Consider the following 16,488-nt stretch of genomic DNA (forward strand, 5'->3'; position numbering starts at 1 on the left):
ACGCTTTTTCGCTGCTTCAGATTAATCCAACTTCGATCGATTCAGCCAAAATCTTGTCAGACGGTTGGAAGCAGGTTGAGTCAAAATGCCTTGCGAAGGACTAAACAGCAAAGCCAGCAAAAATAGGCTAGACGACACCAGCACGATCGCCGGACCAGAAGGCACATTTTGGTAGTAGCTAATGTAGATACCTGTGACGCTTGCAAACATGCCGATCGCCGCGCCTAATATCATCATCTGGTGCAGTTCTTTGACCAGTAAATAAGCCGTTAGCGCTGGTCCAACTAACATTGAAATCACCAAAATTACGCCGACTGCCTGCATACTGGCAATGATCGTCAGCGTAATTGCTGCCATGAAGCCAAAGTAAATCGCATTGATGGGCAAACCGATCGCTTGCGCCCCAGTTTTGTCAAATGTATAGAACAAAAGCTCTTTATAAAATAGCTTGACTGCCGAAAGAATGAAGACCGCAATGATCAGCGATCGCTGAATATCAGTGGGAGTCACACCCAGAATATCGCCGAACAAAAAGCTATCAAGATCCAACCGATTGCGTAAAACGGTAATCAGCAAAATGCCCAGCGCAAAGAAGGTTGAGAACGTCAAAGCCATTGCAGAATCGACCTTGACGCGAGACTGCGATCGAATCCAGGCAATCAAAAATGCGCCTAAAATACCTGAACTAAACGCCCCGATTAAGATATCGGTTCCCAGAAAAAATGAAATTGATAATCCAGGCAAAACGCAGTGAGCAATTACGTCACCAAGCAGAGCCATTCGCTGCACAATGAGGTAGCTGCCCACAACCGGACACAACACGCCAACGATCAGCCCGATCGTGATCGCATTACGCATAAATTCATAGTCGAGCGGGGCAAACAGCAGATCGAACATGAGTCAGTCGCAAAATGAATTAGCAGAATAAATTTGTTTCGAGATCTGCTTGTCGAGCAGATTGCAGATATGTTCCATAGGCTTGTTGTAGATTTTCAGCCGTCATCACCTGCTGTGGTGAACCTTCGGCAATCAACGATTGATTCAGCAGCAACAAGCGATCGAGCTGATGCAAAGATTGTCCCCATTCATGCGTACTGAGCAGAAGAATTTTGCCTTGCGATCGCAACTCTTCAAACACTTCGAGCATGATGGCTTCGGTTTTTTTGTCAACGCCTGTGAAGGGTTCATCAAATAAAAATAAATCGGCTTGCTGTGCCAGTGCTCGTGCCAAAAAGACGCGCTGCTGCTGTCCGCCCGACAATTCTCCGATGCGGCGATCGCGCAAATTAAACATCTCGACTCGCTCTAGCGCGGCTCGAACAATGTCTCTGGTGGCGCGACCGGGACTGCGAAACCAGCCAAGCTGACGAGTCCGCGCCATCATGACGACGCTCCAAACCGTAATCGGATAGTCCCAGTCGATTTGCGATCGCTGCGGAATGTAGGCGACTTTTTCAAGCTGCTGATGCAGCGGACAGGCGCAATACTTCACCACGCCGCTTGCTTTGGGCACCAAACCCAAGAGCGCCTTTAACAGCGTGCTTTTTCCGGCTCCGTTTGGACCAATAATTCCGACAAGCTGACCCGGTTCAACCTGAAAGCTGACTGCATCGAGTCCACGCACACCTCGGTAATTGACAGCAAGCTGTTGAACCTCTAACATGAAAAGTCAAATTGAAAACGATTATCATTATACTCAGCGATCGTAACACTCGCAAAAGCCAATGAAGATTTTTACCCCTTGGAGATTTGGCCTGCTCGCCCTGACTGCCAGTCTAGTCGCCTGCAACGCTTCAACGTCAACGAATCAGGCTGGCTCCAGCCCCACTGCTCAATCGCCTGCCGCAACGGAAACGCTCAAAGTTGTGGCAACAGGAAGCGTCTTGTGCGATCTGGCTGAGACGATCGCGGCTGAAACGATCGACCTCACCTGCCTCGTTCAAGCCGGAGTTGATCCGCACGTCTATGAGCCAACGCCTGCCGATCGAAGGGCGATCGAAGATGCCGAAGTGATTTTGTATTTTGGCTACGATTTTGAACCGAGCCTAATCCGCCTGATCGAAGCGTCCTCCAGTGCAATTCCGAAAGTGGCGGTTGGGGAAGAAGCCGTTCCCAATCCGCTGATGGGCGAACACAGTCACGCGCATGGCGAGGAAAAGGATGAAGAACATGGACATGACCACGCCGAAGGCGAAGCGCATGACCATGCCGAAGACGAAGCCCATGCGGAAGGCGAAACTCCTGATCCGCATGTTTGGCACAGTGCTGAAAACGGCATTCGCATGGTGGAAGTGATTGAAAATACGCTGTCTGAAGCTGCGCCCGCCAATGCGGAACTCTACGCCCGCAATGCCGAAGCGCTGACGACCGAATTGACGCAGATCAACGACTGGATCAAAGCTCAAGTGGCGACGATTCCCGCGAATTCCCGTAAGCTTGTCACCACGCACGACGCGCTCGGCTACTTTGCGGAAGCTTACGGCATTCCGGTTGAGGGCGCACTGCAAGGACTCAGCACAGATGAACAGCCGACAGCCGCACGAGTGCGCGAACTGACCGAGGAAATTCAAGCGTCTCAGGTTCCGACAATTTTTGCAGAAGCAACCGAAAATACTCAACTGCTGGAGACCGTTGCCAAAGAAGCTAATGTCAAAATTTCCGATCGCGAACTGTTTGCCGATGGGCTAGGCGAAGCAGGCAGCGCAGGCGACACCTACCCAAAAATGCTAATCGCCAACACTCAAGCGATCGTTGAAGGTTTGGGCGGACAGTTCACTCCCTTTCAACCTCAATAGCCTTTGAATCCGGGCGATCGAGCGTTCACCCACTACAGCCGCCGCAGCCGCCGCAGCCACCGCAACCCGCGCCGCCACAGCCTGCCGCTGTCCCGCTGTCGGTACTGAGACTGGTGGAGGTGGACTGTGGAGCCGCTTGCCACAGCGCAGCAAGACTGCTGCCTGCAAGTACCGATCGCCCATCAAGCGCAAACCTCAGCAAGAAAGCGTCGAGATCATCAGGATTCAACGATCGCAGTTCCACCTGCTCTCGCAGCGTTTGGAGATAGCGATCGCCGCTAGGAGTCGATCGCGGCAGTTCCAGCAGTGTCCAGCCCAACATCGCCGTTAGCCAGCACAAGCCCATCAGATAGCCAACAGGTTTATCGCGACTGATTCCCACGCCAATTTTGACGATTCCCAGCAGCAAAACCGCTGCGATCGGCAGCATTGTCAGGCGCAGCAGGCGCACTTGCTGGTTTGTAATCAAAAGCGTGAGCTGCTGGAGGTGCTGCGCGATCGCTGCCGTTGCCGCTTGTGCAGCCGATTCCGTTCGCCAGCGAAGCGCCCAAACAGGGCGATCGGGATCTTCTTCTAAACTGCTGATCACGGCAGCTTCCAGCGGATGCGCCGTAGCCAAGAGCGGTGTGCGGACTGCAACTCGACCTGATTCCTCGACAGGCTGTAGATGCTGTCGCTGAATTAAGCTGGCGATCGATGTGGCGATCGCTCGTTCTGCACTACTCGCCAGATAAGCGACTTCATAGGGGTGCAGATTTGACTCGACGGATTCAACTGTGGATCTCCACACCCGCGATCGCCACAGCCACGTGACTCCAAACGCACTCACCACCGCGATCGTGTAGAACAGCAAAAACTGCCAGCCTACGAAATTGAGCGGATTCGGCAAGGTTGCAGCAGTGCAGCTTGTGAGCAGAACGGCGATCGCTATCCATCCGATCGCCGCTGGCAGCGACCCAAATTGCTGTTGAAGTGCAGACCAGTCAGGCTTGGGGATCACCCAATTTTGCTGAGTGTTGAGCCGGACAAAGCGGCAATCGCGCCCAAAGCGCAGATGTGGCGCAGGCCACAAATCAGCAGGCGGCGTACCAAAGAAAGTTCTGTAGCTGGCGATCGTCCGGGCATACAAATCGTTGAACTTGTTTTGTTCTTGCGCTCCGCCTTTGGTGGGACCGTGATGCAGCGGCATTTGCAAAACCTGTGGACAAAACTCGTCCCAGTACGATCGCGTGTAGGTGAGATGCAGATGCCACACTTGATCTACCTGATCGGAGGGCGTGACCGGATGACCAGCGATCACTGCAAGAAACGCAAACTTTTTGTATTCCTCGATCGCCCGCTTCGCAAACGCGATCGACCAGTTGTTTTCGTGAGCGAGCCGCGCACTAAAGGGAAAATCCGCTTTGGCCTCATCCAGTGCAAATGCCTGAAGACGCTGATAGAGTTCAATCTGCTGCGTGTTCATCGATCGCTCCTAGTAGTCTGCCGCAACGATTATGACAAGGTAGAAGTTGGATAAAGCCGCTTGAATTTTAGCTGCACAGCCGTCCAGCTTGCACACCATTTCTCATGATCGGCGGCTGTATATGAACTTAATCAACGTTCAAGTCTCTACAAACGGTTGTAACAACAAGTGCATAAAATCCGATCGCTTTACTGAATCAAAGACCTGACGACTTCAATAAGCACTTCAGGATCAACTGGCTTGGAGATATGTTTTTGGAATCCAGCGGCGATCGCTTGCTGTCGATCGAATTCTCCCGCATAGGCAGTTACGGCAATCGCTGGAACTTGTTTGGCTAATTTCGATTCCCGCACCTGTTGCAGCAGCACATAGCCGTTCATGTCGGGCATTCCAACATCGCTAACAATTAGATCAAGAGGAGATCGATCGATTTGGTGAAGTGCTTCCGCTCCGGAGGCAGCAGCCGTTACGATTGCGCCCGCTTGCTCCAGCGCAAAGGCAACAAATTCGCGAGAGTCTGTTTCATCATCGACGACTAAAATGCGAATGCCAGTTAAATCATCGGTTGCAGTTGAAGTGGACGCTGAAGACGGCGATCGACTTGATGCAGGCGCAAGGGGAAGTTGCACTGTGAAAATAGCTCCTTGTCCTTCTCCTCGATTTTCTGCACTAATCTGGCCGCCGTGCATCTCAACAATTTGACGAGCGATCGCTAATCCTAATCCCAATCCTCCAAACTTGCGCGTGGTCGAGCTGTCTTCCTGGCGAAAATACTCAAACACATGCGGTAGAAAATGAGGAGAAATTCCTTTTCCAGTGTCAATCACTCGAATTTGAGCGAAATAATCGAGTTGTTGCAGTTCGACGGTAATTTGTCCGCCGCTGGGTGTGAATTTGACGGCATTCGAGAGCAGATTCCACACAATCTGCTGCAACCGTCCAGCATCGCCGTTGACAGTCACGACGGTGGGCGGAAGCGTAGTTTGAATCTGAACAGATTTGGCTTCGATTGCTAGGTGAACCGTTTCCAACGCCGCTAGGATGACTGCGCCCAAATCAACAGGCATTGCTTCGAGATTCAGCTTGCCGCGCAGAATGCGAGAAATGTCTAACAAATCGCTGATCAGTTGAGATTGAAGCTGAGCGTTGCGCTCGATCGCGGCAAGGGCATTCGCCGTTTTGGTTGCATCCAGTTTTCCCTGCTGCAACAGCTTTGACCAGCCCAAAATCGGATTGAGCGGCGATCGCAATTCATGCGACAGCACAGCTAAAAATTCATCTTTAATTCGATTCGCGGTTTCTGCTTGTTCACGGGCAGCTTGCTCTCGTTCTAGCAAAGCTTGCCGCTGCTGTTCAAGTTGTTTTTGGGCTTCAATATCCGTCGCTGTGCCAAACCATTTAACCACCTCACCCTGCTCCCGCAGCGGAATTGCCTCATGCAAATGCCAGCAGTAGGCTCCATCTGCCCGACGTATTCGACCTTCAGCCCGATAATAGCCCTCTTGTTGAGCTACTTCCCACTTGTGGTTGAGCGTTGCAATATCGTCTGGATGCACGATCGCCTCCCAGCCTTCTGTTTGAGCTTGCGCCAGCGTCAAACCCGTAAAGTCTGACCAGCGCTGATTAATATCAATCAGGACACCGTTTGCATTCGCCGTCCAGACCAACTGCGGAATAGTTTCAACCAGATACCGATAACGTTCTTCGCTTTGCTGCAAAGCTGCTTCTGCCTGCTTGCGATCGGTGATATCTCGCTGCGATCCCCAAGCGCGTACCAGCTTTCCATCCTCGATAATTCCAATCAAATTATTCACAAAAATCTTGGGATTTCCTTGTTGATCAAGCTCATAAGACTCAGCATCAACCAGCCGATAATTCGATCGAATAAACGCCCGCAAATATTCCAAATTGCGCGGGTCAGATGGCACTAATAGATCAGCGAGCCGCACCCCAATTAAATCTTCGGGAGCGCAAACGCCATACATTTGAGCCATCACCTGATTACATTCAAATAAGTAACCATGCTGATAGAAATGCTGAATTTGTTCGTCTTCCGGATAGTCGATCGAGATGGGAGCAACTTCAAAGCACCAAATGCCTTCTGAGCTTTGCTGCACAAATGCTCGGTATCGCTCTTCACTTGCCTGTAGCGCTTGTTCTGCTTGCTTGCGATCGTCAATATCAACACAGCCGCCAACCCATTCGACAATTTGCCCGTCACCGTCGCGAACGGGCAAGCCACGACTGAGCAGCCAGCGATAAGTGCCATCGGCTTTGCGGAAGCGGCACTCCATCTCATAAGCTTCGCCGGAATGCACCGCCTGCATCCAAGTCGCTAAAGCGCGATCGCGATCGTCTGGATAAATGCACTCCGCCCAGCCTTGATTTAGCAGTTCGTCACCCAGTCCGGTGTATTCCTGGGCGAAACGGTTGACATAGGTGATGCTGCCGTCTGGTCGCGCTGCAAAGACAATATGCGGCAGCGAGTCCGCCAGTTGACGAAATCGCTGTTCGCTGCGATCGATGACTGGTCGATCGGTGATTGGCAGCAATGAAGCTGCATTGGCAACCGGGCTGAACGTGGTCACTACTGCATCAGGCGTGCTGGCATTCGACTGAAACAGCGGTGTGGCATTGAAGCAAATCCACACTCGCTCACCTGTTGGCTTCTGGAAGCCCAACACATTGCGGCAGGGCTGACCCGACTGCAACGCGACGATCGCTGGAAAATCATCTGGGGCAATTGCTGACCCATTTGGGCAAATCATTCTGCCCATGAAATCCGCGATCGTCATTTCGACAAGCTGCTGGGTGCTGTAGCCTAATAGTTGCTCTGCTACGCGATCGCAAGCCTGGATGCTGCCGCCTGCCGAGTGAAACAGCGTGCCCGTTTCGTCCGCCACGCTAGATGAATTGCCGTTGTGCAGGTTGTTTGCCAGTTGAGCCATTGAAAAGTCCTGCTCGTATGCATCAGTTCCAGCAGTTGACTCAACTGCCAAACTAGCATATTCGCACTCGCATCTTGACGTGCTTGATCGGCCAAGTGACTCCATGCGCCTCCACCTGATTCTTGAAGCGCAGCCCTAGTTGTCAAATTGCCGCTGCGGGCAGATTCACCACTCGACTACACCGTTTTATTTTGGGATCGATCGCGCTTTTGATGAAATCATGCTGCAAATTACGAATACGGTCAGCATTCCTGACGATGAGATTGAAATTCGGGCGGTGCGATCGCAAGGCGCAGGCGGGCAAAACGTGAACAAGGTCGCTACGGCAATTCAGTTGCGCTTTGACATTCAGGCCTCATCCCTGCCCGATGTCTACAAGCAGCGGTTGCTCAAGCTTTCAGATCACCGCATCACTCAAGACGGCGTAATTGTCCTCAAGGCACAGGAACATCGCACCCAGGCGCAAAATCGCCAAGCCGCCCTCGATCGACTGCAAACGCTGATTCAGCGATCGATCGTGCGCCCGAAGCTGCGGCAGGCCAGTCGGCCCACTCGCACTTCTCAAGTCAAGCGGCTCGATCGCAAAAGCAAACGCGGACAGATCAAGGCGCTGCGCGGCAAAGTGAGCGAAGAATGAAGCGTCGTGAGAAGTCAGTTCATTGGGTATCTGGTTCCTAAAATTTGGGACAACCCCTGTCTTTGAGGACTTAAAGCGATCGACTCAGAATTTCCCGAATCTCGCCGAGAAATTCTTGCTCTAGGAACGGCTTGGTGAAGTAGGCGGTTGCGCCGAGCTGTCGGGCGAGCCAGTTGTGTTTGTCGTTGCTGCGCGAAGTGAGCATAACGACGGGAATTGTTGCAAGCTGATTGTCTTGGCGGCGATGGCTGAGAAATTCAAAGCCGTTCATGTTCGGCATTTCAATGTCGCAGACGATCAGCTTCACAAACGGATTTTTCTGAAGCTGGGCGATCGCTTCTCGTCCATCTCGCGCTTGCAGAACGCGAAAGCCGTTTCGCTCAAGCGATAGGGCGAGCGTGCGCCGCAGCGTCACGGCATCATCCACAACGAGAATGGTGGGAACCTGTGGCGTAGGAAGGTGAGTTGGTGGCCGTTGCGGAGCTTGGGTCTGCACCTGATTGAAATTGAGCAGCATCACTGCATCGACGATCGGAACGAGGCTGCCGTCTGCCAAAATCGTGCAGCCATACAGATAGTTCGGTGGCGCGATCGTGCTGCCAAATGGTTTGATCACCAGTTCTTGCTCGGTGATGAGGCGATCGACTTCGAGGGCGAAAAGCTGCTGATCCTGTCGGAGAATCAGCACGGGCAAAGCCCAATCTGTCGGAGTCGGAACGCTGACGAAAGCTTTGCTCAGCGGCATTTCTAGCTGTGGGCAGCCATAAGCAAGCAGATCGCCCAGTCGATAGACCGGAAGCATTTGGTCGTGCCAAGCGAGCAACCGCTCAGCGCCAGACTGTTTCACCTGAGTCGGCTGGGGCGTCAAAATTTCTTCGATGCTGTCAGCCGGAAGCGCCAGCGCAGCAGAACCAACTAGGCAAACAATCAACTTTGTAATCGTGAGCGTCAGAGGAAGCGCGAGCGTAAACGTGGTGCCCTGACCCGGCACAGAGCGAACCGTTACCGCGCCCTTCACCGATCGAAGTTGCGAGCGAACAATATCGAGTCCGACGCCACGTCCCGATAGTTCACTGACGCGATCGACAGTGGAAAATCCCGGTTCAAAAATAAATTCAAGCAGCTGCTCTGGCTGCATCAGCATCAGTTGTTCGGGTGAAAGCAAGCCGAGTTGCAAAATCCGAACGCGGATGCGATCTAGATTAATTCCTTGCCCATCATCTCGAATTTCAATAATCGTTTGACTGCCACGATGATAAGCACGAATTTCAATTTGTCCCTGCTCTGATTTACCCTGCTCCAGCCTGCGATCGATCGATTCGATGCCGTGATCAAATGCATTTCGCAGCAAATGCAGCAGTGGCGCATGTAGTTTTTCTAAAATTGCTTTTTCAACCAGTACATCTGCCCCAGTTAGCGTGAGCTGAACTGGCTTTCCGTAGTTGGTTGAAAGGTCGCGCAGCATTCGAGGAAATCGATCGACCACTTCGCTCAACGGCAGCATTCGTGCCCAAATGATTTCGTCTTGCAACTGGCTGAGGCGATTGCGCTGCTGGTCGAGCAATTGATTCGACTGTCTGGCGAATAAAGTAATGTCATCAATGCTTTCTTCAAGCTGCACTAGATTTTCTAGAATCTCTTGAAACTGCGGGTGAAGCGCTCCATATCGATCCATTTCTAGCGGATCAAATTCCGCTGTTGTTGCTGACGGAATTGCCGGGTAAACGATCGCTGCTGCCTCTGGCATTTTGCTAGTTATCGTTGCAGCATAGCCATAACGCTCTGGAGCAATTAACATCTGATCCGAAATTTCTCGCAACTGTCCGACCATTGCTTGAAATCGTTCAAATCGACTCAATAGTTGACGGGAAATTGCCTGTAGCTGATCGTTTTGAAGGGACAACGCATCGCGATTAATTGCTAGTTCACCGACTAAATTATTCATCTTCTCTAATCGAGACGAATCCACTCGAACGGTAAGATGGCTGGCTGATGCTTGACGCGATCGCCCCTTTTGCGCTTGACGACTAGAACGCTGAACTGGTTGAAGGGCTGGTAATAATTTATCCTCTTCCAGCAAAGGTAAGGCTGGAGCAACTGATTCAGTCAAAGAACGATCGACTGATGCTGTTTCGATCGCCTCCGTTACTTCAAGATCAATCAGCGGATGAGAATTAGAAGCAGTTTCAATTTCAGTGACAAAGCTGCTCTCATCGATTTGAGATGAAACAGCAAAATTTTGAGCTAATTCTGTCTCAGCTTGACTGAATTCTGAAGCCAAATCCAAAGCTGAATCTTCATATTCAATTTCTGATTCGATCGCTTCAATTTCTGCGTCATCAAATAAGTTTTCTAGCGCGATCGCAGCGGTTAATTCTAATGATCCTGCTGTGAAAGCTTCGATCGATTCTTCAACCTTTTGTGGTGAGTCATCGACCGACACAGGCTGTTCGATCGCATCTCCAAAAATTTTCTCAAGACCATCAAGCTGTAACAGTGCCGCTTCGAGATCTGCACCCTCGACTGCGGTAATAGGCGGATCGTCAATCTCAATCGGTACTGCTTCAATAGCAACCGAAGCAGGTTTTTCACTGGAGCGACGTTTGCTGAGAACCGCTTGCCGACAAGCTTCAAATTCAACGATCGCTCGCTTCGCAAGTTCTAAAGCATCGGACGAAGTGTCTAAAGCCTGTTCGATCGATTGAGCGATCGCGCCAAATTCTGGTAGATTTAACAGCTCAGCAAATCCAGCGAACACTTCAATTTGCGCTCGCAGTTCTCCTGCAATTTCATGATTTTCTGGATTGGCGACTGCTGCCGCGAGGCGATCGAGTCCTTCAGCAACATCCACCTCAAAAATTGACGCCACCATATCAACGCCCATATCTTCGGAAGTCGGAATATAGGTTCGCGTTTGCGTCAAGGCATCGCCACAAACCGCCTCAATTTCCTGAAAGACTGGCTCTGCGATCGCGAATGCTTGTTCGACATCAAGATTTCCGGTCGTAATCTGCTCCATCAGCGGCAGACGCAAGCAATCATAAGCCTGAAGCAGATGGCTAACGAGAGCTGAATTAATATCAATGCTATCGCTATAAAGCGCCTTAAAAATATTCTCCAAACGGTGAGCGATCGCTGCAATTGTTTCTAAGCCAACGCTCGCTGCTCCACCTTTGAGCGAGTGCGCTGACCGCATCAAAACGTGAATTTGTGCGGTACTGCGCTCGGAATGAAGCGTCAGCAATTCTGCTTCGATCGCCTGTAAAAGCTCAGGCGCTTCTTCCACAAAAAATTGATAGGCTTGGTCGCGGATGTCAGAATTCATTGCCATCGTTCATCACTCATGCGTTACAGTCGCGATCGAGATTTGCTGCATCAAGAGAATGTCATCGATTTCGAGCGGAGCAGCGATCGAACTCAAAATACAAACGAAGCGTAGGCTAACTATTCATGACGCTAATCGCTGAGTTGTCCTTCGGCTACATCATCACGCTCAATGTTCTTAATGATTTGAGCGCGATGACTTAGCGTTGAGAACAGCCAACCTCCAGCCGCAAGGTAGAGCAAGAAGAAATAGGGAAAGATATTGAAGGGGAAGGATGGAACCGGGTAGAAGCTGCCTGCAACTGGAATTAACATAAAGAATCCAGCCAGAATGGAGATGATTAAATGGTGCGATCGAAGTTCTCCACGCTGCGATAGATAAACGGGAGCCGCGATCGAAACGAGCAGATAAGCAGTCAAAAATCCATAAGTTGAAATGGTTCCCAAGTAGCCATAAATTTCGGTGGGCGCCATGCCAAATAGCAGCATTGAACCCGGAATCAAAAATGCCAGCAGCGCACTGATCGAAACCGCAATATGAGGAGTTCGATTGCGTGTATGAGCGACGCCGAGCGGCGTAGGAAAGAAGCTGTGTCGAGCTAGCGCATAAGCAATTCTGGAGGCCGCATTGATGCTCGCAAGACAGCAGCTAAAGCAGCTAAAAGCAATGCCAACCGTTAAGCCGACGCCTAATAGATCCGCTCGAACTAAGTCAGCCAAAACATTGATGGGAGAAGCTGCTTCATTCAAGGGTGTTTCGTTACTGCGAAAGCCCAGTACTTCAGAGTAGGACAAGAGCATAAAGAAAAGGCCAATTAAGAGTGCGCTCCAAACCAGAGAGCGCGGGATCGATCGCGTTGGCGATTTAGCTTCATCCCCTAAAGTTGCTGCACTTTCAAAACCAACAAAGCTGAAGATGGCGATTACCATTCCCAAACTGATACCGCCTGGCGTTGTGCCAGCCAGCGTCAACTGCTCAACATCTGGGCGAAAACCATGATGTCCTAAAATCAAAAACGCCAGCAGCAAAATAAAGCTCATTGCCACAACTTCGATGATGATCATGAGCATCGCCGCAAGTTGAATGTCGGTATAGGCGTAGTACCAGGCAAAGCCGACGCAGAGCACACACAATAAGAGCGAAGGAACCTGAAGTCCAAACTCAGTTAGCACAATACCAGCATATTCTGCAAAGCCCACTGAAACCGCCGCTGCAACCAGCAGGTAGGCAAGCGTCAGTGCCCAACCGCAAACGATTCCCACTGTTGAACCTAATCCTTTCGCAACGTAAAGATAGAGTGCGCCAGCAGAAGCAGAACGACGTGCAAACTGATTGATGTTGAGGCTAACTAGCACAAGTCCGATCGTGGCAAGTGTAAATGCTAACCACGCACCGTTACCCGCACTTGCAAACACTAAAGGAATATTCAATGCAATGCCGATCGAAGGTGCAGCCAGTGAAACAGACTGACTCAAAACATCCGCAAACGACAAACAGTTTGGACGCAAGCTTGCAGATTTTTTTGTAGGATAGGTTGCCATGTTTTCCTAATAATGAACGTTCTACAATCACGGCGGCATCCTGATTTTGTGGTGTTTAACTACCCGTGAAAACCGCTTTTTTATCAAAGGCGGCTGCGGCAATTCTGCCGTATGCAGAAATCCACTTGAACAAATTTGCTGTATCGCGCGGAATGCTAACTTTGGCAAACAAGATGATGGCAAACAAATTGCCAGAAGGCAGCATTCCACCAAAACCCAAAATCGATCGAATTCCATAGGGAATCACGAAATCTTTTTGTGCAGGGATGTAAGCACTTCCTAATGCTTCAGGAATGTAGAACACGTTGAACGTTGTTCTTTCCAGATCAACCAGCACTTCAGGAGTTGGTTCCAAAACGGTGCTGATCTCTAGGCCAAACTGTTGAATGAGTTGCGAGATCATCGGGGCGCGATCGATAAAGTCTTTGTCGATCAGCGGAATTGCTTTGTGACCGCTTGATTCATGCCTGGAGTTCCAGTGTGGTTCGTCGCCTGCGGTTGCCAACAGCGTCAGGCATTTTGTTCCAAGAGGAATCGATCGACCGCCGATGAGATCGCGAGCATACTCTTGAAGATCACCATTGAGATCTCGATAGGAATAAGTTCTGAAAAACCGCACCAAAGCGCAAGCAGGTTCACCCGTTTCTGGGTTAACAAGCTGCTCATAAAGATAGCGAACCATGCGATTTGCGACCTCTTCCATACTCTGGGCGTTGGCATCCATGTTGCGAAGAGCGATCGCGCAACTTTGCATCTGGCTGTTCGAGAATGACGTTAAATCGTACATGGGTTCCTTGTTCAATTGACACGACACGGTTTGGTCTAACTAGCTCACCTTGAACTGGTTGACGCTTTTTTGCAGCGTTTGAGCGACCTGTTGAAGCTGCTCAAAGGCCGATGACACCTGACTGGTTTCAGTCGAAGTTTTCTCAGCGATCGCTGCCACATCTTTCATCGTTTGCGTCACCACCTCAGAAGCTTGAGACTGCATAACGGTGGACTGCGCGATCGCTTCGACCAGCTTGCTAATTTGAGCGCTGACGGCAGTGATGTTGTTCAAACTTTGGCGAGTTTCATCGACCAGTTTGGTTCCGGTAACAACCTGCTCGATCCCCGCTTCCATGGCGGCCACCACTTCATTCGTTTCAGACTGAATGCTGGAAATCAAGCTGCGAATTTCCTCGGTTGCCTCGGCAGACTGTCGCGCCAAGCCGCGCACTTCGTTGGCAACAACAGCAAAGCCTCGGCCTTCTTCACCCGCACGAGACGCTTCGATCGAAGCGTTCAGCGCCAGCATGTTCGTTTGGGCAGCAAAAGCACTAATCAGCTCAACGACCTTCGAGATCTTCTGAGAAGATTCGCCGAGGTGTTTCACTTTCTTTGCGGTGTCGGCAACCGTTGCTCGAATGCCCTGAATGCCAACAACGGTGCGGTTCATCGTTTCGTCACCGACTTCGACCGTTTGGGCGGCTTGCTGAACGGCCATTTCTGCCTCAGCCGCGCTGTGGGCGACGGTTTGCACGGCTTCGGCCATCTCCTGCACCAGGCTGAGCGCGATCGAAATTGATTTTGCCTGCTCCAGCGCTTCAGCCGACAGCGTTTGAATCGAAGCTTCGTTGGTGTAAGTCGTTGTTGCGACCTGGTTGGCCGCATCTTGCACCTGCAACACAATCTGCCGCAGATTATCGACCGTCACGTTGTAGGAGTCCGCGATCGTTCCAATTTCATCCGCCGTCACTTTGGCGCGAGTCGTCAGGTCGCCTCGGCTAATCGGATCGACTTCCTGAAGCAGCTCTAGCGCTCGCATTTGCAGCCCTTCTTTGATTTGCCGCTGCTCTTCGGCCAGATTCGTAGTTTGCTCCAGCAGTTCAACCCGATAGATCGTCAAGGCCAGTTCACTGCCGAGCCGCTTGAGCAGGTTGATTTCAACTTCTTCCCACTGGTGCGGCTTTGAGCAGGAATGTCCAATCAGCAGACCATAGAGGCGATCGCTCCCTACGATCGGCACAACCAGATTCGCCTTGACTTGCAGGCGCTCCATAAGCTGCATGTAGTCTGGATTCCATTCAGCCTCAGCGCTATCAGGCGTCGCAACCACTCGTCCCTGACGATAGGCTTCCCGCAGTTCGGTGGGAATGCAAGAATCCTTCACGCCTTCTTCTAATGCGCTCGGCCAGCCTGCTGCTGCTGATTCGGCCACGATGCCGTGACCTGAATCGCCCTCAAAGCGGTAGATAACGACGCGATCGAGGTTGAGCAGCGTGCGTGCGCCTTCAACGGCCTGATTAAAAATTTCTTGCAGTTCTGCTCGACCGAGAACTCCCGATCCTTTTGCTGTCGTCAGCAGGCGTTCCTGTGCGGCTTCAAAGGTTTGGGCAGCCAGCAGCGTTTGAAGCTGCGCGGCCATGTTGTTGATGTTGGTTCCCAAAGCGGAAATTTCGTCTCGTCCACCAACTTCGAGGCGAGCATCGAGATCGCCTTCTCCAATTTTCTTGACTGCCTCGGCTGCATCCAAAATTGGGTAGGTGGCGCGATCAGCCAAATACGTTGCCAGCGCAGAAACGACCATTGCAGTGAGGCCAAGTCCCAAAACGAGCGCTAGCAAAAGCTGACGTTGGGCAGCCGAAGCGATGGCGCTATCTTCTGCAACCAAAATGCCCCAATCGAGATCGGGTAGCTGCGCCGTTTCTTTCAGCGGTGCGTAGCTCAGCAAATATTCTTCGTTGTCGATCGCGTTTCGGCTGCGGGTTGCTTCGGCGCGATCGGCCTCAGCAAGCTGCGTAAAAGTCGGAAAGAATTTGTTCAACGGCTGCTCAATTTCTTCGGCATTGGAAGAAACAAAGATTTCTCCTTCGTCATCAGCAATGTAGTAGTTGGTCTTTTGATCTTCGCCGACTAACTCAGCACGAGCCTTAATGCTCGCCTGAATTCGATCGCTGATGTAGCTTGTTGAGGTGCGCGTGCGGATGACATAGAGAAGTTCACCACTTTGGCGATCGAAAACAGGTGCAGCAGCCAGAAATGACAAATCATTGGTGGCTTTTGAACGGCGCACCGGAGCGATCGCGGGCTGCTTGGTTTGAATGACTGCTTGAAAGTAGTCAATGTCGTTGAAGTTGGGAAAAGTTGCTGCTTGATCGGGCGATCGCGCCTCCACCAAAGCATCTCCCGTCTTTGCATTGATAACAACAATACTGTTAACGCCCTGCGTGAGAAACTGCTCAAAATATTGCTGCTGCTGCTGAGTAGAAGTCTCATTCCGCAACTGAGCATCTGTGAGAAACGGAGTTTGCGCTAAAGCTTGAACCGTCTGATATCGTTCTGCCGCAATTCCCGCAACATCCTGGCTGACGGCGATCGCTCGTGCTTTTTGCTCTCGACGCACGTTGGCTTCGAGGGCACGAATCGCAAAATATTCTGAGGCTCCAGTCACGACTAGCACGGGAACTACGCCCAGAGCGATCGCCAGGACGGTTGCCTTGCGGCGAATGCTGATACTTTGCCACCAGCGCAGCAGTTTCAGGTGCGGAGCCTGCGAGTGTCTTGATCCAGAAGAAGCAGGTTGTGCAGGCGAGGAGGCCGTCCAGTTCGACGCATCGCTGATTTCCTCAAATTCAGGATAGACGTTGGAGGCAGTAGGCTTAGAAGGAACTTGAGTCATGAGTTGAACTCCGTCATCAACAGTAATAGATTGCTGCTCGGAAAAAGCTGAATGGGGAAATAGCGGGTCAGTTTTCGATTTTCGATCGCGGTTTAATCTGATGAGAAAAATTGCAA

General features: G+C 51.3%; 10 protein-coding genes. 2 read left to right on the plus strand and 8 right to left on the minus strand.

Going from position 1 to position 16,488, the window contains the following annotated elements; genetic code table 11:
• Nucleotides 1-21 precede the first annotated feature (21 nt).
• Nucleotides 22-897, minus strand: coding sequence for a metal ABC transporter permease (locus tag H6F67_RS21440; protein ID WP_190768686.1), 876 nt, complete (start codon nt 895-897; stop codon nt 22-24).
• Nucleotides 898-916: 19 nt separating this feature from the next.
• Nucleotides 917-1,663: a metal ABC transporter ATP-binding protein gene (locus H6F67_RS21445; RefSeq protein ID WP_190768687.1), complete on the minus strand. Its 747-nt coding sequence runs from the start codon at nt 1,661-1,663 to the stop codon at nt 917-919.
• Nucleotides 1,664-1,724: 61 nt separating this feature from the next.
• Between H6F67_RS21445 and H6F67_RS21450 the strand changes: the two genes are divergently transcribed.
• Complete coding sequence (locus H6F67_RS21450; protein WP_190768688.1) at nt 1,725-2,795, plus strand: metal ABC transporter solute-binding protein, Zn/Mn family; 1,071 nt, start codon at nt 1,725-1,727, stop codon at nt 2,793-2,795.
• 25 nt (nt 2,796-2,820) lie between these two features.
• Here H6F67_RS21450 and H6F67_RS21455 read toward each other — a convergent pair whose 3' ends face one another.
• Both H6F67_RS21455 and H6F67_RS21460 read right to left on the minus strand, forming a co-directional pair.
• The gene (locus H6F67_RS21455; protein WP_190768689.1) at nt 2,821-4,260 is read right to left on the minus strand and encodes a TIGR04222 domain-containing membrane protein; all 1,440 of its coding nucleotides are present in this window, start codon (nt 4,258-4,260) and stop codon (nt 2,821-2,823) included.
• A gap of 188 nt (nt 4,261-4,448) precedes the next feature.
• Nucleotides 4,449-7,208, minus strand: a complete 2,760-nt coding sequence (locus H6F67_RS21460; protein ID WP_199304561.1) for a PAS domain S-box protein — start codon at nt 7,206-7,208, stop codon at nt 4,449-4,451.
• A 220-nt stretch (nt 7,209-7,428) separates the two neighbouring features.
• Here H6F67_RS21460 and arfB point away from each other — a divergent pair, with 220 nt between their 5' ends.
• Nucleotides 7,429-7,845 (plus strand): alternative ribosome rescue aminoacyl-tRNA hydrolase ArfB, encoded by a 417-nt coding sequence (arfB, locus tag H6F67_RS21465; RefSeq protein ID WP_190768738.1) that lies wholly within the window; start codon nt 7,429-7,431, stop codon nt 7,843-7,845.
• A gap of 70 nt (nt 7,846-7,915) precedes the next feature.
• On the opposite strand, the gene H6F67_RS21470 is transcribed toward arfB, so the two are convergent.
• From H6F67_RS21470 to H6F67_RS21485, 4 genes are all read right to left on the minus strand, one after another.
• The gene (locus tag H6F67_RS21470) at nt 7,916-11,176 is read right to left on the minus strand and encodes a hybrid sensor histidine kinase/response regulator (RefSeq protein WP_190768691.1); all 3,261 of its coding nucleotides are present in this window, start codon (nt 11,174-11,176) and stop codon (nt 7,916-7,918) included.
• 125 nt (nt 11,177-11,301) lie between these two features.
• The gene (locus H6F67_RS21475; RefSeq protein ID WP_190768692.1) at nt 11,302-12,711 is read right to left on the minus strand and encodes an APC family permease; all 1,410 of its coding nucleotides are present in this window, start codon (nt 12,709-12,711) and stop codon (nt 11,302-11,304) included.
• A gap of 55 nt (nt 12,712-12,766) precedes the next feature.
• Nucleotides 12,767-13,498, minus strand: coding sequence for a hypothetical protein (locus tag H6F67_RS21480; protein ID WP_190768693.1), 732 nt, complete (start codon nt 13,496-13,498; stop codon nt 12,767-12,769).
• A 39-nt stretch (nt 13,499-13,537) separates the two neighbouring features.
• Complete coding sequence (locus H6F67_RS21485) at nt 13,538-16,372, minus strand: methyl-accepting chemotaxis protein (protein ID WP_190768694.1); 2,835 nt, start codon at nt 16,370-16,372, stop codon at nt 13,538-13,540.
• Nucleotides 16,373-16,488: the final 116 nt, after the last annotated feature.

It is taken from the genome of Microcoleus sp. FACHB-1515 (assembly GCF_014696105.1).
Classification (GTDB): Bacteria; Cyanobacteriota; Cyanobacteriia; order Elainellales; family Elainellaceae; genus JAAUTJ01.